Source organism: Pseudomonas sp. MBLB4136 (assembly GCF_051904765.1).
Lineage (GTDB): Bacteria > Pseudomonadota > Gammaproteobacteria > Pseudomonadales > Pseudomonadaceae > Aquipseudomonas.
In genome coordinates, this window is record NZ_CP196713.1 from 4,701,278 (window position 1) to 4,726,785 (window position 25,508).

Sequence of the window (25,508 nt, forward strand, 5' to 3'; positions counted from 1 at the left end):
GGTCACGGCCGGCAGCCGACAGTCAGTTCCAGGGGGGCATCGGGGTAACGTCCGTTATCCTGCACCGCCGTGCACATCACCGGCGGCAGGGTTGCCAAGTGCGCGGGGGTGGGGCGTGCGTCGACGCGGCCACGAATCGCAAGGTTGAGCCCTTGGGTGGCCCGGGCCGGCAAGATCAGGGGCGTCGGGGTCAGACCGCTGACCTCCACCGCGAAGCTGTTGGGGTTGCGCACCGCGACCACTCGCAGCCTGTCCGAGGCGCCGGCGAACAGTTCTTCCAGCACGGTGCCGACCCAGAACGGCGCTCCGCGGCACTCGTAAGGGTGGGCAGAGGTGCGGGTGAGACTGGGGTCGACCACCTCCACGGTGGCGCCGGCATCGAAGCGGCCGAGCGAACCGGGTATTCCGGCGCGCTGGCCGTCGATGTCGATCACCTCGCTGAAGAAGCCGATGCGGGTGGTCTGCTCGACCACGAACTGGCGTTCGCCGCGGTGCTCGTTCCAGATATCGCTGGCCCGCTCCAGCGGCGGAGTCGGCTCGGGGGTCAGTTCGAGGCGCGCGTTCATGTTGGGCAGGCAGCCGGCGTTGCTGGGTGTTGCGCAATCGGTGGTGCGGTTACGCACATTGACGATAGCCGCGCAGGCATTGCACTGGCCGTCCACGCAGGAGGCGCCGCTGGCGCAATCGGATGAGCTGCTGCAGCTCTGCAGGCTGGGGGTGTTGCCGTTGGCGAAGCGACAGAAACCGGGGTCGGCGCGGACCTGCAGGTCCCAGTCGATCAGCACGCTGTCGCCCGGGCAGGCCAGGGTCGGGCGCACGCCGAACGCGCCCGGTGCGCCGCCGAGGCCGGAACGGTCCAGCATGCAGCCGGAAGTGAGCAGGAGCAGGGCGAGGAGCGCGATCAGGGGGTATTTGAACATGGCGAAGTCCCTTCGCTGGGTGAGTCCTTCTCTTAGCGATAGCAGCTGCTCGGGATGATGCAAGCCGTGGCGACCGAAGGCGGCCCGGCCGCAGGTTGGGCGCGGTTACAGCTATTGTCCGGACGGGTCGCGGCCCGCTACTGTCGCGTGCTTCGCACCGCGAGACGCACCCATGTCGACACCCGATAGTCGCCCCGCCAACGCCACCCTGCTGTTGCTGGCCTCGCTTTATTGCGCCCAGGGCCTGCCCTCGGGGCTGATCGCCCATTCCCTGCCGGTGCTGCTGCGCCAGCACGGCGTCGACCTGGCGCTGATCGGTCTGCTCAAGCTGCTGGCCCTGCCCTGGTTGCTCAAGGTGCTCTGGGCGCCCTGGGTCGACCGCCTGTCATCCCCGCGCCTGGGCCATCATCGCGGCTGGATACTGCCGCTGCAAGGCGGCATCGCCCTGGTCGTCGCCGGGCTCGCCCTGCTGGCGCCGGGCGAGCTGTTCGGCAGCCAGCTGCCGCTGCTGCTGGGCCTGCTGCTGCTGGTCAACCTGGCGGCGGCGACCCAGGACGTCGCCACCGACGGCCTCACCGTGCGCCTGCTGCCGGAGCGTTGGCGTGGTCTGGGCAACAGCCTGCAGGTGGGTGGCTACAAGGTCGGCATGCTGGTCAGCGGCAGCGGCCTGCTGCTGATCTATGACAGCCTCGGTTGGAGCCTGTCGATGGGCCTGCTGATGCTGTTGCTGCTGCTCACCCTGGTGCCGGTCTGGCGCTTCGCCGAGCGCCAGCAGCTGCCCTTTCGCCCGGCGCTGGCCGAGCCGTCCGGGCCCGGCCTGCTGCTGCGACACTACCGCGGCCTGCTGATGCAGCCAGGCATGCTGCTGTGGCTGGCGGTGCTGCTGAGTTTCAAGCTGGGCGACGCCCTCGGCTCGCCGATGATCAAGCCGATGCTGGTGGACCAGGGCTGGAGCACGGCCGAGCTGGGCCGGCTGACCCTGATCAGCAGCCTGGTGGGCATCGCCGGGGCGTTGCTCGGCGGCCTGCTCTACGCGCGCCTCGGCGCGTTGCGGGCGCTGCTGCTGTTTGGCACCCTGCAGGCCCTGGGCATCGGCGCCATGGCCGCGCTGGCGCAGGCCGGTGGCGATCACGCGCTGGTCTATCTGCTGGCGCTGTTCGAGCAGGCGGCCGACGGCATGTCCACGGTGGCGCTGTTCGCCGCGATGATGCGCCAGTGCCGCGCCGAGCACGAAGGCGCCGACTTCACCCTGCAGGCCTCGGCGCAGCTGCTGCTCGGCGGCCTGGTCGGCGCCACCAGCGGGCTGCTGGCCGCCTGGCTGGGTTATGCCGGACTGTTCTTGTGCGCCGGCGCGCTGGGCCTGCTGGTGCTGGGGCTGCTGCCGCTGTATTTCCGGCGGGCGCAGGCGGCTACGTGCTGATGATGGCCGCCGCCCCGGCGCCCGGGCTCAGTCCGCCCACTGCCGGCCATGCCGCTCCAGCAGGCTCTGCGCTTGCTCCGGGCCGTTGCTGCCGGCCGGGTAGGGGCGCGGGCTCTGGTAGTGCTGGTGCCAGCCCTTGATGATCGGATCGATCCACTCCCAGGCGGCTTCCACCTCGTCGCGGCGCATGAACAGCGTCGAGTCGCCCTCGATCACGTCCAGCAGCAGGCGCTCGTAGGCATCCCAGCGGCGCTGCTTGCTGAATGCCGCGGCCAGGTTGAGGTCCAGCTCCACCGGTTTCAGGCGCATGCCCTTGCCGGGGTGCTTGGCCATCAGCTGCAGGCTGATGCGTTCCTCCGGCTGCAGGCGGATCAGCAGGCGGTTGGCTTCGCCGTCGCCGAACAGGCGGTGCGGCACCGGCTTGAACTGGATGAGGATCTCCGAGGCCTTGCGCGCCATGCGCTTGCCGGTGCGCAGGAAGAACGGCACGCCGGCCCAGCGCCAGTTGTCGATTTCCGCCTGGAGGGCGACGAAGGTCTCGGTATCGCTGTCGTTGTCGACATTTTTCTCGAAGTAGTACGCCGGCACGTCATGCCCGCCGAGGACCCCGGCGCTGTACTGGCCGCGCACGGTCTTGTCCTGCACGTCGAGGCCGCCGATGGGTTTGAGCGCCTCGAGGATCTTCACCTTCTCGTTGCGCACCGCCTCGGCGTCGAAGCGCACCGGCGCCTCCATGGCCACCAGGCAGAGCAACTGCAGCAGGTGGTTCTGCACCATGTCGCGCATGGCCCCGGCATGGTCGTAGTAGGCGCCGCGATTCTCCACGCCGAGGGTCTCGCAGACGCTGATCTGCACGTGGTCGATATGCCCGGCGCGCCACACCGGCTCGAACAGGGCATTGGCGAAGCGCAGCGCCATCAGGTTCTGCACGGTCTCCTTGCCCAGGTAGTGATCGATGCGGAACACCCGCGACTCGTCGAACACCGCGCCGATGGCGGCGTTGATCGCCTGGGCCGACTGCAGCGAGTGGCCGATCGGTTTCTCCAGCACGATGCGCGCCTTGGGCCCGGCCAGGCCGGCGATCTGCAGGTGCGCGGCGATGTCCTCGAACAGGTCCGGTGCGGTGGCCAGGTAGTGCACCCGCACGCGCGCCTCGTCACCCCCCAGGTACTTGGCCAGGCGGCCGAAGTCGGCGCTCTGCCCAGCGTCCATGGCGAAGTAGTCGAGGCGCTCGGCGAAGCGCTGCCAGGTGTCGTTGTCGAAATCGGCCCGCGCCACCTGGGCGCGGCAACGGCGCTCGGCGAGGGCCTGGTAGGCGGCGCGACTGTGCTGGCTGCGGGCCAGGGCGACGATGCGCACCCCGGCGTGCAGGCGGCCTTCGCGATGCAGGTGGTAGAGGGCGGGCAGCAGCTTGTGCAGGGCGAGGTCGCCGGTGCCGCCAAAGACCAGCATGTCACAGGGAATGCTCAAAGTAGGAACTCCGACTCGGTTTGGCCGTGCGGGGGAGGCGGTCATGTAGTATAACTACAAGCTCACTACAACCCGGCTGTCCCGATCATAACCGAGTCGCCACTCGGATGAGGGCCAGTCGACGGATACGCCATCCTTCAAGCCGAGCCTAATCTTGTGAATTTGTTGCAGCACATCGCCCAGTCCCGCCACCTGTTACGCAAGTCGGAGCTCAAGGTCGCCGACCACGTACTGCTCGACCCGGCTGCGGTGATGCACAGCTCCATGGCCGAGCTGGCGCACAACGTCGGCATCAGCGAACCGACCATCGTGCGCTTCTGCCGGGCCATCGGCTGCGGCGGCTTCCAGGACCTCAAGCTCAAGCTGGCGCAGAGCCTGGCCGCCGGTGCCAGCTTCGGCCAGTTCGCGATCCATGAGGACGATTCGGTCGCCGACTTCAGCCTGAAGATCTTCGACACCACCCTGCACACCCTGATGGAGGTGCGCGAGCACCTCGACCCCCAGGCCCTGCAGCAGGCCATCGCCGCCTGTGCCCAGGCCCAGCGCGTGGAGTTCTACGGCTTCGGCGCCTCCGGCGCGGTGGCGGCCGATGCCCAGCACAAGTTCTTCCGCCTGCTGCTGAACGCCGCGGCCTATTCCGACCCGCACATGCAGGCGATGAGCGCGGTGACCCTGAAGCCCACCGACGTGGCCATCTGCATCTCCCAATCCGGCCGCTCCAAGGACCTGCTGATCACCGCCAACCTGGTCCGCGAGACCGGCGCCACCCTGATCACCCTGTGCCCGAGCCAGACCCCGCTGGCCGACCTGGCCTCGGTGGTGCTGGCGATCGATGTGCAGGAGGACACCGAGATCTACACCCCGCTGACCTCGCGCATCGCCCACCTGGTGGTGATCGACGTGCTGGCCATGGGCGTGGCCATGGCCCGTGGGCCGAGCCTGGTCAACCACCTCAAGAGCGTCAAGCGCAGTCTGCGCAGCCTGCGCCTGTCGCCCAAGTCGGTGAAGGTGGTCGAGGAGCACTAGGGCGGCAGCGGCGGCCATGACGCAACGACTCCTGCAGTAGGGTGCGCCGCGCGCACCTTAAACAATCCAGGGCCTCGGTGCGCGGGGCGCACCCTAACGGCATCGGTCATCGCAGCTTCATCGCGCTGCCGTCATCGCGTCATCAAGCCAAAGCAGGCTGGAACTCCCGCTACTCGGTCTGGGAGTCAAAGCATGTCTGGTTATGTAGATCAGTCGCCACCCTGCGCCAAGCTCGATGCCAAGGCCCGCCGCAAGGCACTGGACCAGCGCCGCATGGCCTATCGCCGGGCCATCGAGAGCTATGCCGAGCAACGCCGCTTGCAGGCGCTGCTGGCCGACTATCCCGAGCTGATCGCCGCTAGCTACCCGGCGTCGCGTCAGGCCCTGGAGCCGCGAAGCGCTCGGCCAGGGCGCTGATCTGGCTGCGCTGGTTGCGCACATAGGCGAAGAAGGCCTGGGCCACCGGCGACAGGTACTTGCCCCGCGGGTGCACCACGCACCAGCTGCGCATCAGCGGCAGCTCGGCGACCGGCAGCTCGCGCAGCACGCCCTGGGCCAGCTCGCGGCGCACCGCGTGGCGTGGCAGCAGGGCCAGGCCGAGGCCGGCGATCACCCCTTCCGCCTGACCCTCCAGGGAGCCGACCTCCAGGGTGTGGGCGAAGTGCGCGCGCTTCTGGTGGCAGTATTCCTCGCAGGCCTTGCGCGTGCCCGAGCCGGGCTCGCGCACCAGCAGCGGCCAGCCGGTCAGGTCCTGCAGGCGCAGTTGCTCGGCGCCGCACAGCGGGTGCTCGGGCGGCGCCACGGCGACTATGGGGTTGTTGAGGAACGGCAGGAACTCCAGGGCCATGTCCGACGGCACCAGCGACATGATCAGCAGGTCGTCGCGGTTGGCACTCAGGCGCTTGAGCGCCTGGGCGTGATTGACCACCACCAGTTGCAGGCTGACTTCGGGGTAATCCCGGCGAAAAGCGGCGAACAGGTGAGGAACGAAGTACTTCGCGCTGGATTCCACCGCCAGGCTCAACTGCCCCTGCAGGGAGCCCTGCAGGTCGGTCAGCTGCATGTCGAGGCTTTCCAGGCGGCCGAAGATGTCGGCGCTGGCCAGTTGCAGGGCCTCGGCCGCGTCGGTCAGGTGCAGCTTCTTGCCGACGTAGTCGAACAGCGGCTGGCCGAGCAGTTCCTCCAGCTGGCGAATCTGCAGGCTGACCGCTGGCTGGGTCAGTGACATCTCTTCCGCGGCGCGACTGTAGGAGCGCTGTTGGCACACCGAGCGGAACACCTGGAGCTGGCGCAATGTCATGCGCATCAAGGACTTACGCACTTTGTACCTCGTTTTCGAGCGATTCGGGCGGGCGGCCAGGCAGAGTGTATTAGCTATTACTTATAGCCAAGCAAATTATTATTGATTTTGGGTAATTGGTTGTTCGGCGTAGGGTGTTTACCCGACCGCTAGCTGGATAGCGGTCGCGCGCAGACCGGCTGATGCCGGCGCGCCAGCAACGATCTATCTGAGCCTGGCCGAGGAAAACGCTTGTGATCAAGAAAATCCTGATTGCCAACCGCGGTGAGATTGCCGTCCGCATCGTGCGTGCCTGCGCCGAGATGGGCATCCGCTCGGTGGCCATCTACTCCGACGCCGACCGCATGGCGCTGCACGTCAAGCGCGCGGACGAGGCCCACGGCATCGGCGACGACCCGTTGGCCGGCTACCTGAACCCGCGCAAGCTGGTGAACCTGGCGGTGGAGACCGGTTGCGACGCCTTGCACCCGGGCTACGGCTTCCTCTCGGAAAACGCTGAACTGGCAGAGATCTGCGCAGAACGCGGGATCAAGTTCATCGGCCCGAGCGCCGAGGTGATCCGCCGCATGGGCGACAAGACCGAGGCCCGGCGCAGCATGATCAAGGCCGGCGTGCCGGTCACCCCCGGCACCGAAGGCAACGTCGCCGACCTGGAAGAGGCGCTGCGCGAAGGCGAGCGCATCGGTTACCCGGTGATGCTCAAGGCCACCTCCGGCGGCGGCGGCCGCGGCATCCGCCGCTGCAACAGCCGCGAGGAACTGGAGCAGGCCTACCCGCGGGTGATCTCCGAGGCGACCAAGGCCTTTGGCAGCGCCGAGGTATTCCTCGAGAAGTGCATCGTCAACCCCAAGCACATCGAGGCGCAGATCCTCGCCGACAGTTTCGGCAACACCGTGCACCTGTACGAGCGCGACTGCTCGATCCAGCGGCGCAACCAGAAGCTCATCGAGATCGCCCCGAGCCCGCAGCTGACCCCCGAGCAGCGCGCCTATATCGGCGACCTGGCGGTGCGCGCGGCCCAGGCGGTGGGCTACGAGAACGCCGGTACCGTGGAGTTCCTGCTCGCCGAGGGCGAGGTGTACTTCATGGAGATGAACACCCGGGTGCAGGTGGAGCACACCATCACCGAGGAGATCACCGGCCTGGACATCGTCCGCGAGCAGATCCGCATCGCCAGCGGCCTGCCGCTGTCGGTCAAGCAGGAAGACATCGTCCACCGTGGCTTCGCCCTGCAGTTCCGTATCAACGCCGAGGACCCGAAGAACAACTTCCTGCCCAGCTTCGGCAAGATCACCCGCTACTACGCCCCCGGCGGCCCCGGTGTGCGCACCGACACGGCGATCTACACCGGCTACACCATTCCGCCCTACTACGACTCGATGTGCCTGAAGCTGATCGTCTGGGCGCTGACCTGGGAAGAGGCGATGGACCGTGGCCTGCGCGCCCTGGACGACATGCGCGTGCAGGGGGTCAAGACCACCGCCGCCTACTACCAGGAAATCCTGCGTAATCCGGAATTCCGCAGCGGCCAGTTCAACACCAGCTTCGTCGAGAGCCATCCGGAACTGACCGAGTACTCGATCAAACGCAACCCGTCGCACCTGGCCATCGCCATCGCCACTGCCATCGCGGCCCACGCTGGCCTGTAAGGGAAGGATCAGAACATGAGCAAGAAGATCACCGTCACCGATACCGTCCTGCGCGACGCCCATCAGTCGCTGCTCGCCACGCGCATGCGCACCGAGGACATGCTGCCGATCTGCGACAAGCTGGATCAGGTCGGTTACTGGTCGCTGGAAGTCTGGGGTGGCGCCACCTTCGACGCCTGCATCCGCTTCCTCAAGGAAGATCCCTGGGAGCGCCTGCGCAAGCTCAAGGCCGCGCTGCCCAACACCCGCCTGCAGATGCTCCTGCGCGGGCAGAACCTGCTCGGCTACCGCCATTACAGCGACGACGTGGTCAAGGCCTTCGTGGCCAAGGCCGCGGTCAACGGCATCGACGTGTTCCGCATCTTCGACGCGATGAACGACGTGCGTAACCTGCGCGTGGCCATCGAGGCGACCAAGGCCGCCGGCAAGCACGCCCAGGGCACCCTGGCCTACACGGTCAGCCCGGTGCACACGGTCGAGGCCTTCGTGAAGCAGGCCAAGGCCATGCAGGCCATGGGCATCGACTCGGTGGCGATCAAGGACATGGCCGGCCTGATGACCCCCTATGCGGCCTTCGATCTGGTCAAGGCGCTGAAGGAAGAGGTCGACCTGCCGGTGTTCGTGCACAGCCACGACACCGCCGGGCTCGGCGCCATGTGCCAGCTCAAGGCGATCGAGGCCGGCGCCGACCATATCGACACCGCCATCTCCAGCATGGCCTGGGGCACCAGCCACCCGGGCACCGAGTCGATGGTCGCCGCGCTCAAGGGCAGCGAGTACGACACCGGCCTGGACCTGGAGCTGCTGCAGGAGATCGGCCTGTACTTCTACGCGGTGCGCAAGAAGTACCACCAGTTCGAGAGCGAATTCACCGCCGTGGATACCCGCGTGCAGGTCAACCAGGTGCCGGGCGGGATGATGTCCAACCTGGCCAACCAGCTCAAGGAGCAGGGCGCCCTGGACCGCATCAACGAGGTGTTCGAGGAGATCCCGCGGGTGCGCGAGGACCTCGGCTTCCCGCCGCTGGTCACCCCGACCTCGCAGATCGTCGGCACCCAGGCGGTGTTCAACGTGCTCGCCGGCGAGCGCTACAAGACCATCACCAACGAGGTGAAACTCTACCTGCAGGGCCGCTACGGCCTGGCCCCGGGCAAGATCAACGAGCAGCTGCGCAAGCAGGCGATCGGCAGCGAAGAGGTGATCGACGTGCGCCCGGCCGATCTGCTCAAGCCGGAGATGGTCAAGCTGCGCGGCGAGATCGGCGCCCTGGCCAAGTCCGAGGAAGACGTGCTGACCTACGCCATGTTCCCGGACATCGGCCGCAAGTTCCTCGAGGAACGCGAAGCCGGCACCCTGACCCCCGAAGTGCTGCTGCCGATCCCCGAGGCGGGCGGCGTGGCGGCGGCCGGCGGTGAAGGGGTACCGACCGAGTTCATCGTCGACGTGCACGGCGAGAGCTACCGAGTGGATATCACCGGGGTCGGCGTCAAGGGTGACGGCAAGCGCCACTTCTACCTGTCGATCGACGGCATGCCGGAAGAGGTGGTGTTCGAGCCGCTCAACGAATTCGTCGCCGGTGCCGGCGGCAAGCGCAAGGCCGCCGCGGCGCCGGGCGATGTCAGCACCAGCATGCCGGGCAACATCGTCGAGGTGCTGGTCAAGGAAGGCGATGCGGTCAAGGCCGGCCAGGCGGTGCTGATCACCGAGGCGATGAAGATGGAAACCGAGGTGCAGGCGCCAATCGCCGGCACCGTCAAGGCCGTGCATGTGGCCAAGGGCGACCGGGTCAACCCGGGCGAAGTATTGATCGAGATCGAGTGAAGGCCGCGACATGTATCGCCAGCTAGGCTTTCCAACGTCTTGTAACGAGTGAGTCCTCTGGGAGCCGCAAGGCTCCCTTTTTTTGCCCGGTCGATGGGTGTCGGCCGATTCAGGAGCTTGAGATGGGTATCGATCCCGTAGTGTTGTTCTTCGTCTTTGGTCTGACCGCCGGCCTGCTGAAGAGCGAGCTGAAATTGCCACCGGCGCTCTACGAGACGCTGTCGATCATCCTGCTGCTGGCCATCGGCCTGCACGGCGGGGTGGAGCTGGCCGAGCAGGCCAGCGCGCAACTGCTCGGCCAGTCGGCGCTGGTGCTGCTGCTGGGTATCGGCTTGCCGCTGCTGGCCTTCGTGATGCTGCGCGGCCTGCGCTTCGACCGCATCAACGCGGCGGCGGTGGCGGCGCACTACGGCTCGGTCAGTGCCGGTACCTTCGCGGTGGTGGTCGCCTATATGGTCTCGCGGGAGATTGCCTTCGAGAGCTACATGCCGCTGTTCGTCGCCATCCTCGAGGTCCCGGCGATCCTGGTCGGCATCATCCTGGCCAAGGGCATCAGCCGTGACACCCACTGGGGCGACTTGGGCCGGGAGATCTTCCTCGGCAAGAGCATCATGCTGCTGCTCGGTGGCCTGATCATCGGCGCGGTGGCCGGCAAGGAGGCGATCAAGCCGCTGGAGCCGCTGTACACCAGCATGTTCAAGCCGGTGCTGGCGTTCTTCCTGCTGGAGATGGGCCTGATCGCCTCCGGCCAGCTGGGCTCGCTCAAGCAGTTCGGCCTGCGCCTGGTGAGTTTCGCCCTGCTGATGCCGCTGCTCGGCGCGCTGATCGGCGCCCTGCTGGCACGCTTCATGGGCCTGTCGCTCGGCGGCACGGCCATGCTCGCCACCCTGGCCGCCAGCGCCTCGTACATCGCCGTACCGGCGGCCCTGCGCCTGGCCTTGCCCCAGGCCAATCCCTCGCTATCCTTGACCGCCTCGCTGGGGATCACCTTCCCGTTCAACATCCTGATCGGCATCCCCCTCTATCATGGGCTGGCCGAAAAACTCATCGCCTGGGGGCTCTGACATGAACGCATCGACCCGTACCCTGCTCACCGTGATCTGCGAGGCGGCCCTGGAGAAGAAGCTGGTGGCCGACCTGGAGCAGCTGGGCGCGCCCGGCTGGACCGTCACCGATGCGCGCGGCCGCGGTGCCCACGGCGTGCGCAGCGCCGGCTGGGACACCGAGGGCAATATCCGCGTGGAGATCATCTGCACCCGCGAGCGGGCCGAGCAGCTGGCCGAGCACCTGCAGCAGCGCTACTACGCCGACTACGCGATGATCTGCTACCTGGCCGAGGTCGAGGTGCTGCGCCCGCAGAAGTTCTGATCCGCGGCCACCGCGGGCCGGCGCTGTGATCAGCGCCGGCCCGCGAGCGTCTAGCAGCCATAGCCCGGGCGTCGTCCGGGGATGGCTGCGAACCCGACCATGCAAGCACTGTTGAACGAGATACTCGACGAAGTCCGCCCATTGATCGGCCAGGGCAAGGTGGCCGATTACATCCCCGCCCTGGCCGATGTCGCGCCGAATCAGCTGGGCATCGCCGTGTACGGCAACGACGGCGAGCTGCACATGGCCGGCGATGCGCGTACGGCCTTCTCGATCCAGAGCATTTCCAAGGTGTTCAGCCTGGTCCAGGCCATCGGCCATTCCGGCGAGGCGATCTGGCAGCGCCTCGGCCACGAACCCTCCGGGCAACCGTTCAACTCCCTGGTGCAGCTGGAATTCGAGCGTGGCCGGCCGCGCAATCCGTTCATCAACGCCGGTGCCCTGGTGATCTGCGACATCAACCAGTCGCGCTTCGCCGCCCCGGCCCTGTCGATGCGCGACTTCGTCCGCCGTCTGGCCGGCAACCCCGAGCTGGTGATCGACAACCGGGTCGCCGAATCGGAGTACCAGCACCGCGCGCGCAACGCCGCCATGGCCTACCTGATGCAGGCCTTCGGCAATTTCCACAACGACGTCGAGGCGGTGCTGCGCAGCTACTTCAGCCACTGCGCCCTGCGCATGAGCTGCGTCGACCTGGCGCGGGCCTTTTCCTTCCTGGCCAACGACGGCTTCTGCCCGCACAGCGGCGAGCAGGTGCTCAGCGCCCGCCAGGCCAAGCAGGTCAACGCGATCATGGCCACCAGCGGGCTGTACGACGAGGCCGGCAACTTCGCCTACCGGGTCGGCCTGCCGGGCAAGAGCGGGGTCGGCGGCGGCATCGTCGCGGTGGTGCCGGGGCGCTTCAGCGTCTGCGTCTGGTCGCCGGAGCTGAACGCCGCCGGCAACTCCCTGGTCGGCATGGCGGCGCTCGAGCTGCTCAGCCAGCGCATCGGCTGGTCGGTGTTCTGAGGCGCTCACCGCCCGGCGACTGAGCCCTGGGGTGGCGATCGCCGTTTACCGCCACCATGGGGCCTGGTCGATCGAGAACGGGCGACCCGCGCTACAGTAGCTTGCGAAACTGGACGAAGCCCGAGCGTTCGGCGATGCGCTCATACAGCAGCATGGCGCGGCTGTTGCTCTCATGGGTCAGCCAGTAGACCCGCGCGCAGTCGGCCCGGCGCGCCTGGTCGTAGACATGCTCGATCAGCTGGCGGCCGACGCCGCTGCTGCGCAGGTCCTTGGCGATGAACAGATCCTGCAGGTAGCAGTAGTCGCCGGCGGTCCAGGTCGAACGGTGGTAGATCCAGTGCACCAGGCCCACGGCCTGGCCGTCGTGCCAGGCCAGGGCGGCGTGCATGGGCTCGCCGGGGTCGAGGAAGCGCTGCCAGGCCTGGTCGCTGGCGGCGCTGGGGATTTCGGTCATGTAGAAGCGTTGATAGCCCTGCCACAGCGGCAGCCAGGCGGCATGGTCGTCGGCGCCGACCGGGCGGATCTCAACGTCGATACGGATGGGCATGGGAGCGGGCTCCTGGAGGGCTGAACTGTCATCCTGAAACCCTTGGGCCCAGGCTGCAAGCCCGCAGTTGGCGGGGCGCCCCGAACCGGCGGTGCGCCGGCGCAGGGCACGGTCGGCCTCAGTCGGCGTTTTCCCCGCACAGGTCGACGGCGAACCACTGCTCCACCTGCGCCTGGTCCAGGCCGGCGCCGAGCAGGGCGAACAGCTTGCCCAGGGCCGCTTCGCGGGTCATGCCACCGGCCGAGACCAGGCCGGCGCTGGCCAGCTGGCTGCCGGCGGCATAGACGCCGAACTCGACATGGCCGTGGGGGCACTGGCTGATCGCCGCCAGCACCACGCCGCGGTCGTGGGCGGCCTTGAGCGCGGCGAGCAGGGCCGCATCGTCCGCTGGGCCGGTGCCACTGCCGTAGCACTCGAGCAGCAGGCCGCGCACGTCGCCGGCCAGCAGCGCCTCGACCTGGGCGGCCTGGATGCCCGGGTAGAAGGGCAGCACGGCGAGGCTTACCGGCTGGCGCGGCTTACGGTAGTCGAGCTCGGCGGGAATCACCCCGGCCCGGGCGGCGCTACGCCGGCGTGGCAGCTCGCTGAAGGCGTCGAACACCGCGCTGCCCAGCTTGCTGACCCGGTTGCCCTGCATCAGCCGACCGTTGAAATACAGGTGCACGCCGGCGGCGACGCCCTGGTGCAGCGCCTGCATGGCGCCGAACAGGTTGTTCCAGGCGTCGCTGTCCGGGGCGCCGGCCGGCAGCATGGAGCCGGTCAGCACCACCGGCACCGGCAGGCCCAGCAGCAGGAAGCTCAAGGCCGCGGCGCTGTAGGCCAGGGTGTCGGTGCCGTGCAGCAGCAGCACCGCGTCGCAGCCGTCCTGCTCGACGCCGGCGCGGATCGCCGCGACCATCGCCAGCCAGTTGGCCTGGCTCATGTTGGCGCTGTCGATCGGCGGCAGCAGTTCGCGGAATAGCCAGTCGGGCAGCTGGCGGGCGGTTTCCAGGGCCTGCTGCGAGCGCAGGCGCGACTCGAAACCGGAGGCCGGCGCCAGGCCGGCGGCGGTCTGCTGCATGCCGATGGTGCCGCCGGTGTAGAGCACCAGAATTTTTGTCGAAGGCATTGGCGTCTCCTCAATAAGCAACAGGGGCCATTTCGGCCCCTGTTGTATCACTGCGCTGACCGATCAGCGCTGGTGCGCGGCGTGGGCGATCTCGGCATCCGCCGCCGGGGCAGCGCTCGGCGGGTTGGCGGGCCAGGCTGCCGGGTCCAGATCCAGGTCGGCGAACCGCTTGGGGTCGAATACCGGCGACTCGACGCCGGCCTTGACCTGGCTGTCGTAGTCGCGCATCAGGCGCAGGCCGACCTTGAACAGAAGCGCCAGGGCCACCAGGTTGGCCACCGCCAGCAGGCCCATGGTCACGTCGGCGAAGGCGAACACGGTGCCCAGGTCCTGCACCGAGCCCCACAGTACCAGGGCCACCACCAGGGCGCGGTAGACCATCACCGGCCCACGCTTGCCGCTGAAGAAGCCCAGGGCGTTCTCACCCAGGTAGTAGTTGTAGATCAGGGTGGTGAAGACGAACAGCAGCAGGGCGACGCTGACGAACACCCGGCCCCACTCGCCCACCACGCTGGCCGCGGCGGTCTGGGTCAGGACCACGCCGGCCATTTCCATGCCCGGCTGGTAGACGCCGGAGAGCAGGATGATCAGCGCGGTGCAGCTGCACAGGATGATGGTGTCGATGAACACGCTGAGCGACTGCACGATGCCCTGGGCCACCGGGTGCTTGACCTCGGCCACGGCGGCGACGTTGGGCGCGCTGCCCAGGCCGGCCTCGTTGGAGAACAGGCCGCGCTTGACGCCCATGATGATCGCCGCGCCGATGCCGCCGGCGAAGGCCGGCTCCAGGCCGAAGGCGCTCTTGACGATCAGTGCCAGGGTTTCCGGAACCTGAGCGACGTTGCTGCCGATCACGAACAGCGCCAGGGCGAGGTAGGCGAAGGCCATCACCGGCACCAGCACGTCGGCGATCTTGGCGATGCGCTTGATGCCACCGAAGATGATCAGGCCGATGACGGCAGTCAGGACCAGGCCGCTGATATGGGTCGGCACGCCGAAGGTGTCATGCAGCGAGCTGGCCACGGTGAAGGACTGCACGGCGTTGAAGCCGAAGCCGAAGGTCACCAGCAGCAGGATCGAAACGACGATGCCCAGCCAGCGCTGGCCGAGGCCGTGCTGGATATAGAAGGCCGGGCCGCCACGGTAGCTGCCGTCGGCCTCGCGGCGCTTGTACAGCTGGGCCAGGGCGCACTCGAAGTAGCTGGTGGCCATGCCGACCAGGGCGACTATCCACATCCAGAAGATCGCGCCCGGGCCACCGAGCATGATGGCCACGGAGACCCCGGCGATGTTGCCGGCGCCGACGCGCCCGGCGACGCTGAGCATCAGGGCCTGGAACGAGCTGAGCTGGCCCGGCTGACGCTGGAAGGCTTCGGCGAGGATGCGGAACATGCGGCCGAAGTAGCGGAACTGCACGAAGCGCGACAGCACCGTGAAATACAGGCCAAGGCCGATCAGCATGACGATCAGCAGCTTGCTCCAGAGCAGGTCGTTCAGAAGGTCGAGCATGAGAGTGTCTCTCTTGTAGTTGTCCGGGGAGGCCACGCCAGCGGGTGACGGCGGCATGGTTGGGTAAAGCCGGGCGCCAGGCAATTTCGCGGGTTGCGGCGATCTGATGCGCGTTGATGCTATAGTCGCGTCGCTCGCATCACCCCTCGCAGGTCCCATGTCCGATTACTTCAGTCACAACCTCAAGTTGCTGTGCAGCCACTACCGCTCGATCGCCGAGGTCTGTCGCCAGCTGGCGATCAACCGCGGCCAGTTCAACAAGTACCTGAGCGGCCAGAGCCGGCCGACGCCCTACAACCTCAAGCGCATCTGCGACTTCTTCGGCGTCGAGGACTACGAACTGGGCCTGCCGGCGGAGCAGTTCGCCGGCCTGATCGGCGCCCGCAGCGGCGGCCAGGAGCGCGTGGCGGCCGGCGATCCGCTGCTCGAGCTGCTGCAGCCGTTGCGCGAGCACGCCAGCAGTCTGGCGCGCTACTGCGGCTACTACCTGGAGTACGCCAACTGTATGTCGGTGCCGGGGCAGATCCTGGTGTCGCTGGTGCAGCTGCGCGAGGAACGCGGCAGCTACCTGTTCGAGCGCCAGGAGCGTCAGGGCCGTCCCCACGGCCCCGGCCCGGAGGCCGACGACTCGGTGCGCTGTCGCTACCTGGGCGCGGCCTTTTACCTGCAGGACCGCTTGTTCCTGATCGACTACGAGTCGCTGACCGGCAACGAGATGAGTCAGACCATCCTGATTCCCAGCTTCAAGAGCCGCATCACCCGCCTCAACGGCCTGAAGACCGGGGTCTCCAGCGGCGACCGGCGCACCCCGGCCTGCACCCGGGTCGTCTGGGACTTCCTCGGCACCGAGGTCAACCGGGTCAACGCCTACCGCCAGGTGATGCTGTATGGCCCGGACGATCCGCGCATCGATGCCGAGGTGCGCCGGCGTCTGGCCGCCGCTCATCTTCGCGACGGCCTGTTCGAGATCGAGTGAGCCGCCTCAGGCCTGGCCACTGCCTGTGCGCAGGCGTTCCAGGCGCTCTATCTGCCGGCCTTGGGCGTCGAAATTGGCAGGCGCCAGCCAGCGCTCGAACGCCGTGCGGCAGGCCGGCCATTCGCTGTCGATGATGGAGAACCAGGCGCTGTCGCGATTGCGCCCCTTGACCACCATGTGCTGGCGGAAGGTGCCTTCGTAAGTGAAGCCCAGGCGCTCGGCGGCACGCACGGAGCGGGCGTTGAGGGCGTTGCACTTCCACTCCAGGCGGCGATAGCCGAGCGCCCCCATGGCCAGCTCGGCCAGCAGGTAGACCGCCTCGGTGGAGGCCGGGCTGCGCTGCATGGCGCGGCCGAAGGCGATATGGCCGATCTCGATGCAGCCATCCTTCGGCGCCATGCGCAGGAAGCTCAGCAGGCCGGCGGCGCGCTGGCTGGCCTGATCGATGACGGCGAAGAACAGCGGGTCGAGGCTGGCGGCGTTGTGCGCCAGCCAGGCATCGAAGGCCGTACGCTCGGCGAAGGGGCCGTAGGGCAGGTAGTCCCATAGCAGTGGGTCGGCGCCCGCACCCTGCAGGGCCTGCCACAGGTCTTCGCCATGGAGCGCGAGCTCAAGCGGTTCGAGACGCACGTAGCGGCCCTGCAAGGGGGCGCGCTGCGGCGCCGGGCGGGGTTGCCAGTCGGTCAGCTTGGTGCGGGTCATGGCGCGGCTCCCTTCACAGGCTCTTGCGGTACTGGATAAAGCCGGAGCGTTCGGCGACGCGATCGTACAGCTGCCGGGCCGTGTTGTTGCCTTCCTGGGTCAGCCAGTGCACCCGGGTGGCGCCTGCGGCCTGGGCCTGGGCATAAACGTGTTCGATCAGCCGTCGGCCGATGCCGGCGCCGCGGGTGTCCGCGGCGACGAACAGATCCTGCAGGTAGCAGCTGTTTTCCAGCGACCAGTTGGAGCGGTGGTAGACCCACTGCACCAAGCCCAGGGCCCGACCCTCCTGCCAGGCGAGGGCGGCATGGGTCGGCTCGGCGGGGTCGAGAAAGCGCTGCCAGGTCGAGGCGCTGATCTCGGCGTCCAGGGCCGTCTGATAGTAGCCCAGGTAGCTCTGCCACAACGCGAGCCAGGCGGCGTGGTCGGCGCTGCAGACTGGGCGGATTCGCAGGCTCATGGGGTTTCCTCGCGGTTAGCGGCTTCGCTGAGGGCGGTCATGCGCCGGGCCATTTCCCGGTCGCGGTCGCCAAGGCTGGCCGCCAGGCCCTCGCGTACCCCGGCCTGGTCGGCGGCGTCGCGGTTCTGGCTGAGCTTCCACTGGCCGTCGAGGCGCCGGATCGGCAGGGCGAAGCCGACGATGGCGCGCAGCATGGCGTCGATGTAGTCGCGCGGCGCATCGCTCACCGCCCAGGGCTTGGCGCGGCCGGCCTCATGCCGGTCACTGAGGCGGCTGACCAGTTGCAGCAGGCGTTCGCCATCGTCGAACACTTCGGCGCGACCCTGGGCATGCACGGCGATGTAGTTCCAGGTCGGCACCGACTTGTGGTGCTCGGCCTTGCTCGGGTACCAGTCGGGGCTGACGTAGGCGTCCGGGCCCTGGAAGATTGCCAGTACCTCAGCGCCGCCTGCGAGGTCGCGCCACTGTGGGTTGGCCCGGGCGAAGTGGCCGTAGAGGGTGCCGAACTCGCCTTCGCCGGGTTCCAGCAGCAGCGGCAGGTGGCTGGCCTGCAGGGCGTTCGGGCCCTGGCTGACCATTGTGGCCAGGCCGCTGGCGGCTATCTGCTGGTGCAGGGTGGGAAGATCGTTCTGGCGATGGATGGACGGCGTGAACATGGCGGCTCTCCAGATGGGTTGCAACCATGCTAGGCAGGATATTGGTCTGTTGTAAGATCCACTTCTTGCGAATTTGATTGGGCCAATCATGTCAGTGTCCGCAGCGCTTCCCGTCGATCTCTCCGGCATCCGTCTCGACCCGGCCCAGGGCCTGGCGCGCCAGCTGTACCAGGCGTTGCGCGAACGTATTCTCGACGGACGCCTGGCGCCCGGCACCCGCCTGCCGGCCAGCCGCGACCTCGCCAGGCTGCTGGGCATCGCCCGCAACACCGTGACCCGTGCCTTCGACCAGCTGTACGCCGAGGGCTATGTCGAGGGCCGGATAGGTGCGGGCACCTATGTCGTCGAGCTGGCCACCGTGCCGGGTCCGCCGCCCGCGCCCAGCAGTGTCGCCGCGCCCAGCCAGGCCCAGCAGCGCCTGCTGCAGAATCATCTGCCGGGGCCACTGGACGGCGCGCCGCGTGCCTTTCGTGTCGGCGTGCCGGCCTTCGACCTGTTTCCCTTCCACACCTGGGCGCGGCTCTCGGCGCGCTTCTGGCGCAAGCCGGACCCGGCGCGCCTGGGCTATGGCGATCCGGCCGGCGACGGGCAACTGCGCGAGCTGATCGCCGCCTACCTGCGCAACAGCCGTGGCCTGCACTGCGACCCGGCGCAGATCCTGGTCACCTGTGGTGCGCAACAGGCCATCAGCCTGTGCGCCCAGCTGCTGGTCGAACCGGGTGACCGGGTGGCCGTCGAGAACCCCGGCTATCGCGCGGCCGGCAAGGCCTTCGCCGTGGCCGGGGCGAGCCTGCTGGGCATCCCGGTGGATGAAGAGGGGCTGGACACCGCGGCGCTGGAGTGCGCCGGCGGCTGCCGCCTGAGCTACGTCACGCCGTCGCACCAATACCCCAGCGGGGTCACCCTGTCGCTGGCGCGGCGCCTGGAGCTGCTCGACTGGGCCGAGCGCCACGACGCCTGGATAGTCGAGGACGACTACGATGGCGAGTACCGCTACAGCGGCACGCCGCTGGCGCCCCTGGCCGCCCTCGATCGTCAGGGGCGGGTGCTGTACGTCGGCACCTTCTGCAAGATCGCCTTTCCCGCGTTGCGTCTGGGCTACCTGGTGCTGCCGCCGGCTCTGGTCGAGCCCTTCGCCCGCCGCCGCGCCCTGGACATGCGCCATTCGGAGATCGGCACCCAGGCGGTGATGGCCGAGTTCATCGCCGCTGGCCACTTCCAGCGGCATATCAGGCGCATGCGCGCTGCCGCACGGAGCCGCCGCGACGCCCTGCTGGCCGGCTGGCCGCGGCAGGTGCCGGGCTGCGCGCCGTTGCCCGTGGTGGAAGCCGGCCTGCACCTGTGCGTGCGGGTCGACAGCCTGGCGCGCGAGCGCGAGCTGGTCGCCGCGGCGGCAGCGGTGGGGGTGGAGGTGAACGCCCTGAGTGACTACTGGCTGGCGAACAGCGAAGTGCCGGAGGACCGGCGCGCCGGACTGGTGCTGGGTTTCGCCGCGGTGCCGGAGGCGCGGATCGCCGAGGCTTTGCAGGCGCTGCGCAGGGCCTGGAAGCTGTAGCGGAGCGCGCCACCTTGCACGAGGTGCTGCAGCGCCTGGGCGCGGTTGATCTTCACAGTGAGGTGTTGCTACGCGAGGAGCCCGGGGTGGGCGAGGGCAGGGTAAGCGAGGCGGGGAGGAGGCCCAGTCGGGGCCATCAGGCGAACGCCTGCCACCCAGGGCAGGCGTCCGTGTGCAACGGCGTATCAGTTAGTGGCGGGCTGCGCCTTGGCCATGACGCTGGCCGGGGCCGCATCCGCTGCCGCTGCGGCGTTGAGCTGGTCCACCACTTCATGGCTACCGTTGCTCAGGCGCAGGCTGCAGACCTTGGTATCCAGGGCCGCGCCGAAGTCCTCGCGGGCCCAGCGCACCAGGGAAATGGCCATGATCAGCATCACCGGCAACATCGGCAGGGCCACCACCAGGGTGGAGGTCTGCACGGCCTTGAGGCCACCGACCACCAGCAGGCCGACGCCAAACAGGGCCAGCAGCACCGCCCAGAGGATGCGGTTGGCACGTGCCGGCTCTTCATAGCCGGTCAGCTCGCGGGTGCTGATCGAGGCCAGGGTGTAGGCCGAGGAGTCGACGGTGGTGGCCAGGAACACGAAGCACAGCACGGTGAAGGCCGGGATGATCAGGCCGGAGAACGGCAGGGTTTTCATCACCGCCACCACCATGGCCGGCATGCCCTGGTTGTTGAGGATGCTCAGCAGATCGACCACGCCGGTGGTCTGCAGGTGCACGGCGTAGCCACCCCAGATGGCGAAGAACGCCCAGCAGCCGACGCTGCCCCAGATCACCCCGTTGAGGACCAGGTCCTTGATGGTGCGGCCGCGGGAGATACGGGCGACGAACAGGCCCATCATCGGTGCGTAGGCCACCCACCAGGCCCAGTAGAACACGGTCCAGCCTTCCGGGAAGCCGCCCTTGTCGATCGGATCGGTCCAGGTGGAGATGTGGAAGAAGTTGTCCAGGTACAGGCCCATGCTGTTGGTCCACAGGCCCATCAGGTAGAGGGTCGGGCCGGCGACCAGGACGAACACCAGCATCAGGATGGCCAGCACACCGTTGATGTTGGACAGGGTCTGGATGCCCTTGCTCAGGCCGTTCCACACGCTCCAGGCGATCATCAGGGTCCACAGGGCGAGGACGCCGAGCTGCAGCCCGAAGGACTGCTCGAGGCCGAACATCTCCTGGAACAGGGCGGACACCAGCGGTACCGACAGGCCCAGGGAGGTGCCCACTGCGCCGATGATGGAGAACATCACGATGACGTCGATCAGCTTGCCCAGGGGGCCGTCGACCAGGCCGCCGAACACGCCGCGGCAGGCTTCCGACAGGCGCAGTACCTTGCCCTTGCGCACGTACAGGTAGTAGGCCATCGGCACGGCCGGCAGCAGGTAGATGGCCCAGGGGATCAGGCCCCAGTGGAACATCGGGTACATCGCCGCCCACTCGGTGGCGGTGGTGGTGCCTTTGACCAGGTGCAGGGGCGGGCCGTCGAGCAGGTAGATCGGCTCGGCGAACGACCAGGCACAGATGGAGATGCCGATGCCGGCGCAGAACAGCATGGTGATCCAGGCGCCGGTGCTGAACTCCGGTGCATCCTCCGGCGCTCCGAGCTTGATACGGCCGAGGGGGCCGAAGGCCAGCCAGCCCATGAAGGCGAAGGAGGCGACGCCGGTCACCAGGAACAGCCAGCTGAAGGTGCCGGTGATCCAGGCGAACAGGTTATTGACGATCTGTGATCCGGCTTCCGGAAACAGCATGAGGGGAACGCTGGTACAGAGCACGGCGGCCACGGCGGGCCAGAAGATTGTCTGCTCGATACCTTTGCCGGCAAGGCTGTTGTTGTTGTTCATGGGCTTGTTACCTCGCGAACAGGCCAGGCGAGCCTGCTCGTGGTCGTTTTTTATAATGCACGGCCTCACTGCGGTGCGGTGGACCAGGAAGCTGCGCACAGCGCACTTCGACCGTCAGGCAACGGTGCCGAAGAACGCGCAGCTGTGTCTGGGCCACAGCAACAAGAGACCGCCCGTCTGCGCCGCAGTCCAGTGCGAAAGAAGTTTCCAATTAGTGCGTTAACTAAAAGTTAACATCTACTAATAGTTAACATTATGGGTATGAGGCAGCTAAAGCGCAATAGCCGCCAGGCGGACTTTCGTCGTCGAAATCAGGAGGTTGGCGCTAGGTGCGGGAGGCCGGAAAGGCCGGAGTGTGGCGTCTCGAGTTTGAAGGGGGCGACCCGCGGGCCGCCTGGCAGCGCAAGGTTGCCACTTGGGGGGGGGTTCGGCCGCGGCTGTGCAGGATTTGCTACGAGGCGGTCTGGCTGCTGCCGGTCAGCGCCGCCAGTTGCTCGCGGCAGCGCGCCAGTTCGGCCGCTTGCTGTTCGCGCTGGGCGCGCTGCTCGGTGACGTCCTCGAGGAAGGTGATCAGGTGCTCGGCCTCGCCGCTGCGCGGATTGCGCTGCAGCGAGGTGCGCGCGCGAACCCAGATGAAGTGGCCGTCGCGATGGCGCATGCGCTTCTCGATCTCGTACATGTCCACTTCGCCGGCCTTGAGGCGCGCCAGCAGGTCCAGGTTGTGGGGCAGCTCGTCCTCGTGGCTGAGCAGTTGGAAGCGTTGACCGCAGAGCTCCTCGCTGTTGTAGCCGAGCAGGCTGCACAGGCGCTGGTTGACCTTCAGCCAGGTGCCGTCGAGGTCGATATAGGCCATGGCGCCGCAGGCCTGTTCGAAGATGGTGCGAAAGCGCTGCTCGCTGTCGCGCAGCGCCTCTTCGGCGATCTTGCGCTCGGTGCTGTCGGTACTCACCCCGGTCATGCGCAGCACGCGGCCCTGGCCGTCGCGGATCGGCGTGGCGCGCGAGGAGATCCAGCGCACCTCGCCGCTGCCGGTGACGATGCGAAAGTCGATGTCATAGGGCTCGCCGGTGGCGATGGCCTGGTCGATAGCCGATTGCAATGCCTCGGCATCCTCGGGCAGCACATGGGGCCAGAAGTCGTCGTTGCGGTTCACCGGCCAGCCGTAGATCTTCTCCACGTTGTGCGAGTAGGTGACCTCGTCGCTGAGCAGGTTCCACTCCCAGATGACCACGTTGGCGTTCTGCAGGGCCAGGCGCATGCGCGCTTCGCTTTCCATGATCTCGGCGGCGTACTGGCGACGCACGTCGGTCATCGGCAGTTCGACGGCTTCGGCGCTGTCGGCCTCCTGCTGGCCCTGCTCGCCGTAGCGCAGCCAGATCCAGTTGACCTCGAGGAACTCGGCCAGGCTGCGCAGGCGATCCTCGTCGATCGCGCCGCCGCGGGTCCACTTGTGCACCGCGGTGCGGGAAATGCCCAGGGCAGTGGCCACGGCCTGCAGGCTCAGCTTCTTGAGCTCGAGCAGTTCCTTGAGGCGAAAGGCAAAGCTGTCAGGTTCCATCGCACGACCTTCTCGGGGGCGCCACGATTGCACGGCGCTGGGCCAGGAAAGCACCCGGACCGGCGGCTGCGGCAGGCCGCCAGCCCCGGGGCTACTGTGGTCGGCGATTATACACAGTGGCCCCGGGCCCCTGGCGGCGCTACAGGTCCAGTACCAGGCGCGGCGTGCGTGCCCGGGAGACGCAGACCATCAGGGTCTTCTGCAGGGCCTTCTCGTCATCGCTGAGGTACTGGTCGCGGTGCTCGACCTGGCCTTCGAGAATGGCGGTTTCGCAGGTGCCGCACACGCCTTCGCGGCACAGGCACTCGATCTCGGCGGCGTTGGATTTCTCGATGGCCTGGAGAATGCTCACGCCTTCCTCGACGCGGATTTCCGTGCCGGAACGCGCCAGCACGAGGGTGAAGGCGGCGCCTTCGGCCGGGGCCACGGCGAACTGCTCCCAATGCACGCGCGCATCGGCGATGCCCTGGGCCTTGGCCGTGTTGATCACCGCATCGATCAGCGGCTTGGGCCCGCAGACATAGAGGTGGGCGTCGGCCTCCAGGCCGGCGATCAGCGCGGCGAGGTCGAGGCCCTGCTGCAGGCTGTCGATATAGAAACGGGTGCGCTCGGCATGGGGACCATCGCGCAGTTCGTCGGCGAAGGCGCCATGCTCGGGCGCGCGGAAGGCGTAGTGCAGTTCGTACTCGGCGCCCTGCTCCTGCAGCTCATAGAGCTGCGAGAGGAACGGGGTGATGCCGATGCCGCCGGCGATCAGCACATGGCGGCCGGCCGCCGGGTCGATGGCGAACAGGTTGTTCGGTGCGGCGATGGTCAGCTGGCTGCCCACCTCGACCTTGTCGTGCATGAACGCCGAGCCGCCCTTGGACTGCTCCTCGCGGCGCACGCCGATCTGGTAGGACGCGGTGTCGCGCGGCGAACTCATCAGCGAGTAGGCGTTGCTGTACAGCTTATCGCCATCGTGCATCTGCACGATGATGTGGCTGCCGCCGGTGAAGGCGGGCAGCGCGCTGCCATCCAGGGCACACAGGGTGAAGCGCTTGATCAGCGGAGTCACCTGCTCCACGGCGGTCACCCGCACGTCGATCATCTGATACTTGTTGGACATGGTTTCCTCCACTGCGCGCTCAGCCGCGCATTACACCGCTAGACACAGGTATTTGATTTCCAGGTAGTCGTCGATGCCGTACCTGGAGCCCTCGCGACCGAGGCCGGACTGCTTGAGGCCGCCGAATGGCGCCACCTCGTTGGAGATCAGCCCGGTGTTGACGCCGACCATGCCGTACTCCAGCTGCTCGGCGATGCGCCAGACGCGGGCGATGTCGCGGCTGTAGAAGTAGGCGGCCAGGCCGTAGGGCGTGTCGTTGGCCATGCGCACCACTTCCTCGTCGCTGGAAAAGCGCACGATCGGCGCCACCGGCCCGAAGATCTCCTCGTCGAGGATCTGCATGCCCGGCTGGACGTCGGCCAGCACGGTGGGCGCGAAGAACTGCTCGCCGAGCTCGAGGCCCTCACCGCCGGTGACCAGGCGGGCGCCCTTGTCCAGGGCGTCGTCGATCAGGCTGCGCACCTTGGCCACAGCCTTGGTGCTGATCAGCGGGCCGACCTGGGTGCCCGGCTCGAAGCCGTTGCCCACCTGCAGGTCGCGGACCCGGGCGGCGAAGGCCTGGGCGAAGGCGTCGTGCACCTTGTCGTGGACGAAGATGCGGTTGGCGCAGACGCAGGTCTGCCCGGCGTTGCGGTACTTGGAGACCATGGCGCCTTCGACGGCGGCATCGATGTCGGCGTCGTCGAAGACGATGAACGGCGCGTTGCCGCCCAGTTCCAGGGAGACCTTCTTTACCGTGCTGGCGCACTGGCTCATCAGCAGGCGGCCGACCGGGGTCGAACCGGTGAAGCTGAACTTGCGCACCTGCGGGTGCTCGGTGAGCTGCTTGCCGATGGCCACGGCGTCGCCGGTGACGATGTTGATCACCCCGGCCGGCAGACCGGCGCGCTCGGCCAGTTCGGCCAGGGCCAGGGCGGAGAACGGCGTCTCGTTGGCCGGCTTGACCACGATGGTGCAGCCGGCGGCCAGGGCCGGGGCGACCTTGCGGGTGATCATCGCCGCCGGGAAGTTCCACGGGGTGATGGCGGCGCACACGCCGATGCCCTGCTTGATCACCAGCAGGCGCTTGTCGGCGCTGGGCGATGGAATGATGTCGCCATAGGCGCGCTTGCCTTCCTCGGCGAACCACTCGATGAAGGAGGCGGCGTAGCGGATCTCGCCGAGGGCTTCGTTGAGCGGCTTGCCCTGTTCCCAGGTCATCAGCGCGGCGAGGTCCTGCTCATGCTCCTGGACCAGGTCGAACCAGCGGCGCAGCAGGCGTGCCCGCTCCTTGGCCGGCAGCGCGCGCCAGGCCGGCAGGGCGGCGTCGGCCGCCTCGATGGCGCGTAGGGCCTCGTCGCCGGCCATCTGCGGGACATGGCCGATCAGTTCGCCGGTGGCCGGGTCGGTGACTTCGACGCGCTCGGCGCTGTCGGCGTCGCACCAGCTGCCGTTGATGTAGCACTGCTGGCGGAACAGTTGTGGGTCTTGGAGTTTCACGTAGGGCATCCCCATTCAGGTGCGAAGGCC

The 25,508-nt window shown here is 67.8% G+C and carries 23 protein-coding genes; 10 read left to right on the plus strand and 13 right to left on the minus strand.

Features of this window, described 5'->3' with window-relative positions:
• Positions 1–2 precede the first annotated feature (2 nt).
• The gene (locus tag ACSX1D_RS21530; RefSeq protein WP_439860375.1) at positions 3–920 is read right to left on the minus strand and encodes a hypothetical protein; all 918 of its coding nucleotides are present in this window, start codon (positions 918–920) and stop codon (positions 3–5) included.
• A 172-nt stretch (positions 921–1,092) separates the two neighbouring features.
• Between ACSX1D_RS21530 and ACSX1D_RS21535 the strand changes: the two genes are divergently transcribed.
• Positions 1,093–2,340, plus strand: a complete 1,248-nt coding sequence (locus tag ACSX1D_RS21535; protein WP_439860376.1) for an MFS transporter — start codon at positions 1,093–1,095, stop codon at positions 2,338–2,340.
• A gap of 27 nt (positions 2,341–2,367) precedes the next feature.
• Here ACSX1D_RS21535 and zwf read toward each other — a convergent pair whose 3' ends face one another.
• Positions 2,368–3,855 (minus strand): glucose-6-phosphate dehydrogenase, encoded by a 1,488-nt coding sequence (gene zwf / locus ACSX1D_RS21540; RefSeq protein WP_439860377.1) that lies wholly within the window; start codon positions 3,853–3,855, stop codon positions 2,368–2,370.
• Positions 3,856–3,966: 111 nt separating this feature from the next.
• Here zwf and hexR point away from each other — a divergent pair, with 111 nt between their 5' ends.
• Together hexR and ACSX1D_RS21550 are read left to right on the plus strand one after the other, a co-directional pair.
• Positions 3,967–4,836, plus strand: a complete 870-nt coding sequence (gene hexR / locus ACSX1D_RS21545) for a transcriptional regulator HexR (protein ID WP_208707720.1) — start codon at positions 3,967–3,969, stop codon at positions 4,834–4,836.
• Positions 4,837–5,028: 192 nt separating this feature from the next.
• Positions 5,029–5,253 carry a PA3496 family putative envelope integrity protein gene (locus ACSX1D_RS21550; RefSeq protein ID WP_439860378.1) on the plus strand — a complete coding sequence of 75 codons (225 nt, stop codon included), beginning with the start codon at positions 5,029–5,031 and terminating at the stop codon, positions 5,251–5,253.
• Here the strand turns inward: ACSX1D_RS21550 and ACSX1D_RS21555 are convergent.
• A complete protein-coding gene (locus ACSX1D_RS21555; RefSeq protein ID WP_218281540.1) occupies positions 5,195–6,142 on the minus strand; it encodes a LysR family transcriptional regulator in 948 nt (315 codons plus the stop codon). The two genes, ACSX1D_RS21550 and ACSX1D_RS21555, sit on opposite strands and share 59 nt — an antisense overlap.
• 227 nt (positions 6,143–6,369) lie before the next feature.
• On the opposite strand from ACSX1D_RS21555, the gene ACSX1D_RS21560 reads away from it, so the two are divergent.
• The 5 genes from ACSX1D_RS21560 to glsB all read left to right on the plus strand — a co-directional run bounded on the left by ACSX1D_RS21560 (position 6,370) and on the right by glsB (position 11,982).
• Positions 6,370–7,785 carry an acetyl-CoA carboxylase biotin carboxylase subunit gene (locus tag ACSX1D_RS21560; protein WP_439860379.1) on the plus strand — a complete coding sequence of 472 codons (1,416 nt, stop codon included), beginning with the start codon at positions 6,370–6,372 and terminating at the stop codon, positions 7,783–7,785.
• Positions 7,786–7,800: 15 nt separating this feature from the next.
• Positions 7,801–9,606 (plus strand): sodium-extruding oxaloacetate decarboxylase subunit alpha, encoded by a 1,806-nt coding sequence (oadA, locus tag ACSX1D_RS21565; protein ID WP_439860380.1) that lies wholly within the window; start codon positions 7,801–7,803, stop codon positions 9,604–9,606.
• A gap of 122 nt (positions 9,607–9,728) precedes the next feature.
• Entirely contained in the window at positions 9,729–10,670 is a 942-nt protein-coding gene (locus ACSX1D_RS21570; RefSeq protein WP_439860381.1) for a sodium-dependent bicarbonate transport family permease, read from the plus strand.
• 1 nt (position 10,671) lies between these two features.
• Positions 10,672–10,974: a DUF3240 family protein gene (locus ACSX1D_RS21575; RefSeq protein ID WP_439860382.1), complete on the plus strand. Its 303-nt coding sequence runs from the start codon at positions 10,672–10,674 to the stop codon at positions 10,972–10,974.
• A 99-nt stretch (positions 10,975–11,073) separates the two neighbouring features.
• Positions 11,074–11,982 (plus strand): glutaminase B, encoded by a 909-nt coding sequence (glsB, locus tag ACSX1D_RS21580; protein WP_439860383.1) that lies wholly within the window; start codon positions 11,074–11,076, stop codon positions 11,980–11,982.
• A 91-nt stretch (positions 11,983–12,073) separates the two neighbouring features.
• Here the strand turns inward: glsB and ACSX1D_RS21585 are convergent, their stop codons facing one another.
• The 3 genes from ACSX1D_RS21585 to ACSX1D_RS21595 all read right to left on the minus strand — a co-directional run bounded on the left by ACSX1D_RS21585 (position 12,074) and on the right by ACSX1D_RS21595 (position 15,146).
• Positions 12,074–12,529: a GNAT family N-acetyltransferase gene (locus ACSX1D_RS21585; RefSeq protein WP_439860384.1), complete on the minus strand. Its 456-nt coding sequence runs from the start codon at positions 12,527–12,529 to the stop codon at positions 12,074–12,076.
• A gap of 118 nt (positions 12,530–12,647) precedes the next feature.
• Positions 12,648–13,637, minus strand: coding sequence for an asparaginase (locus tag ACSX1D_RS21590; protein WP_439860385.1), 990 nt, complete (start codon positions 13,635–13,637; stop codon positions 12,648–12,650).
• A 63-nt stretch (positions 13,638–13,700) separates the two neighbouring features.
• Positions 13,701–15,146, minus strand: a complete 1,446-nt coding sequence (locus ACSX1D_RS21595) for an alanine/glycine:cation symporter family protein (protein ID WP_439860386.1) — start codon at positions 15,144–15,146, stop codon at positions 13,701–13,703.
• A 157-nt stretch (positions 15,147–15,303) separates the two neighbouring features.
• Here ACSX1D_RS21595 and ACSX1D_RS21600 point away from each other — a divergent pair, with 157 nt between their 5' ends.
• Entirely contained in the window at positions 15,304–16,122 is an 819-nt protein-coding gene (locus ACSX1D_RS21600) for a helix-turn-helix domain-containing protein (protein ID WP_439860387.1), read from the plus strand.
• A gap of 6 nt (positions 16,123–16,128) precedes the next feature.
• Here the strand turns inward: ACSX1D_RS21600 and ACSX1D_RS21605 are convergent, their stop codons facing one another.
• The 3 genes from ACSX1D_RS21605 to ACSX1D_RS21615 are packed head-to-tail and all read right to left on the minus strand — an operon-like array spanning position 16,129 to position 17,937.
• Entirely contained in the window at positions 16,129–16,824 is a 696-nt protein-coding gene (locus tag ACSX1D_RS21605) for a GNAT family N-acetyltransferase (RefSeq protein ID WP_439860388.1), read from the minus strand.
• A gap of 13 nt (positions 16,825–16,837) precedes the next feature.
• Positions 16,838–17,281, minus strand: a complete 444-nt coding sequence (locus ACSX1D_RS21610; protein WP_439860389.1) for a GNAT family N-acetyltransferase — start codon at positions 17,279–17,281, stop codon at positions 16,838–16,840.
• Positions 17,278–17,937 (minus strand): FMN-binding negative transcriptional regulator, encoded by a 660-nt coding sequence (locus tag ACSX1D_RS21615; protein WP_439860390.1) that lies wholly within the window; start codon positions 17,935–17,937, stop codon positions 17,278–17,280. The genes ACSX1D_RS21610 and ACSX1D_RS21615 overlap by 4 nt, the downstream gene beginning before the upstream one ends.
• An 88-nt stretch (positions 17,938–18,025) precedes the next feature.
• On the opposite strand from ACSX1D_RS21615, the gene ACSX1D_RS21620 reads away from it, so the two are divergent.
• Entirely contained in the window at positions 18,026–19,492 is a 1,467-nt protein-coding gene (locus tag ACSX1D_RS21620; protein WP_439860391.1) for a PLP-dependent aminotransferase family protein, read from the plus strand.
• A 185-nt stretch (positions 19,493–19,677) separates the two neighbouring features.
• Here the strand turns inward: ACSX1D_RS21620 and ACSX1D_RS21625 are convergent, their stop codons facing one another.
• The 4 genes from ACSX1D_RS21625 to ACSX1D_RS21640 form a co-directional block, all read right to left on the minus strand.
• Positions 19,678–21,333: a BCCT family transporter gene (locus ACSX1D_RS21625; RefSeq protein ID WP_439860392.1), complete on the minus strand. Its 1,656-nt coding sequence runs from the start codon at positions 21,331–21,333 to the stop codon at positions 19,678–19,680.
• A 451-nt stretch (positions 21,334–21,784) separates the two neighbouring features.
• Positions 21,785–22,891: a PAS domain S-box protein gene (locus ACSX1D_RS21630; RefSeq protein WP_439860393.1), complete on the minus strand. Its 1,107-nt coding sequence runs from the start codon at positions 22,889–22,891 to the stop codon at positions 21,785–21,787.
• A 139-nt stretch (positions 22,892–23,030) separates the two neighbouring features.
• A complete protein-coding gene (locus ACSX1D_RS21635; RefSeq protein WP_439860394.1) occupies positions 23,031–23,999 on the minus strand; it encodes a PDR/VanB family oxidoreductase in 969 nt (322 codons plus the stop codon).
• A 30-nt stretch (positions 24,000–24,029) separates the two neighbouring features.
• A complete protein-coding gene (locus ACSX1D_RS21640; protein ID WP_439860395.1) occupies positions 24,030–25,478 on the minus strand; it encodes an NAD-dependent succinate-semialdehyde dehydrogenase in 1,449 nt (482 codons plus the stop codon).
• Positions 25,479–25,508: the final 30 nt, after the last annotated feature.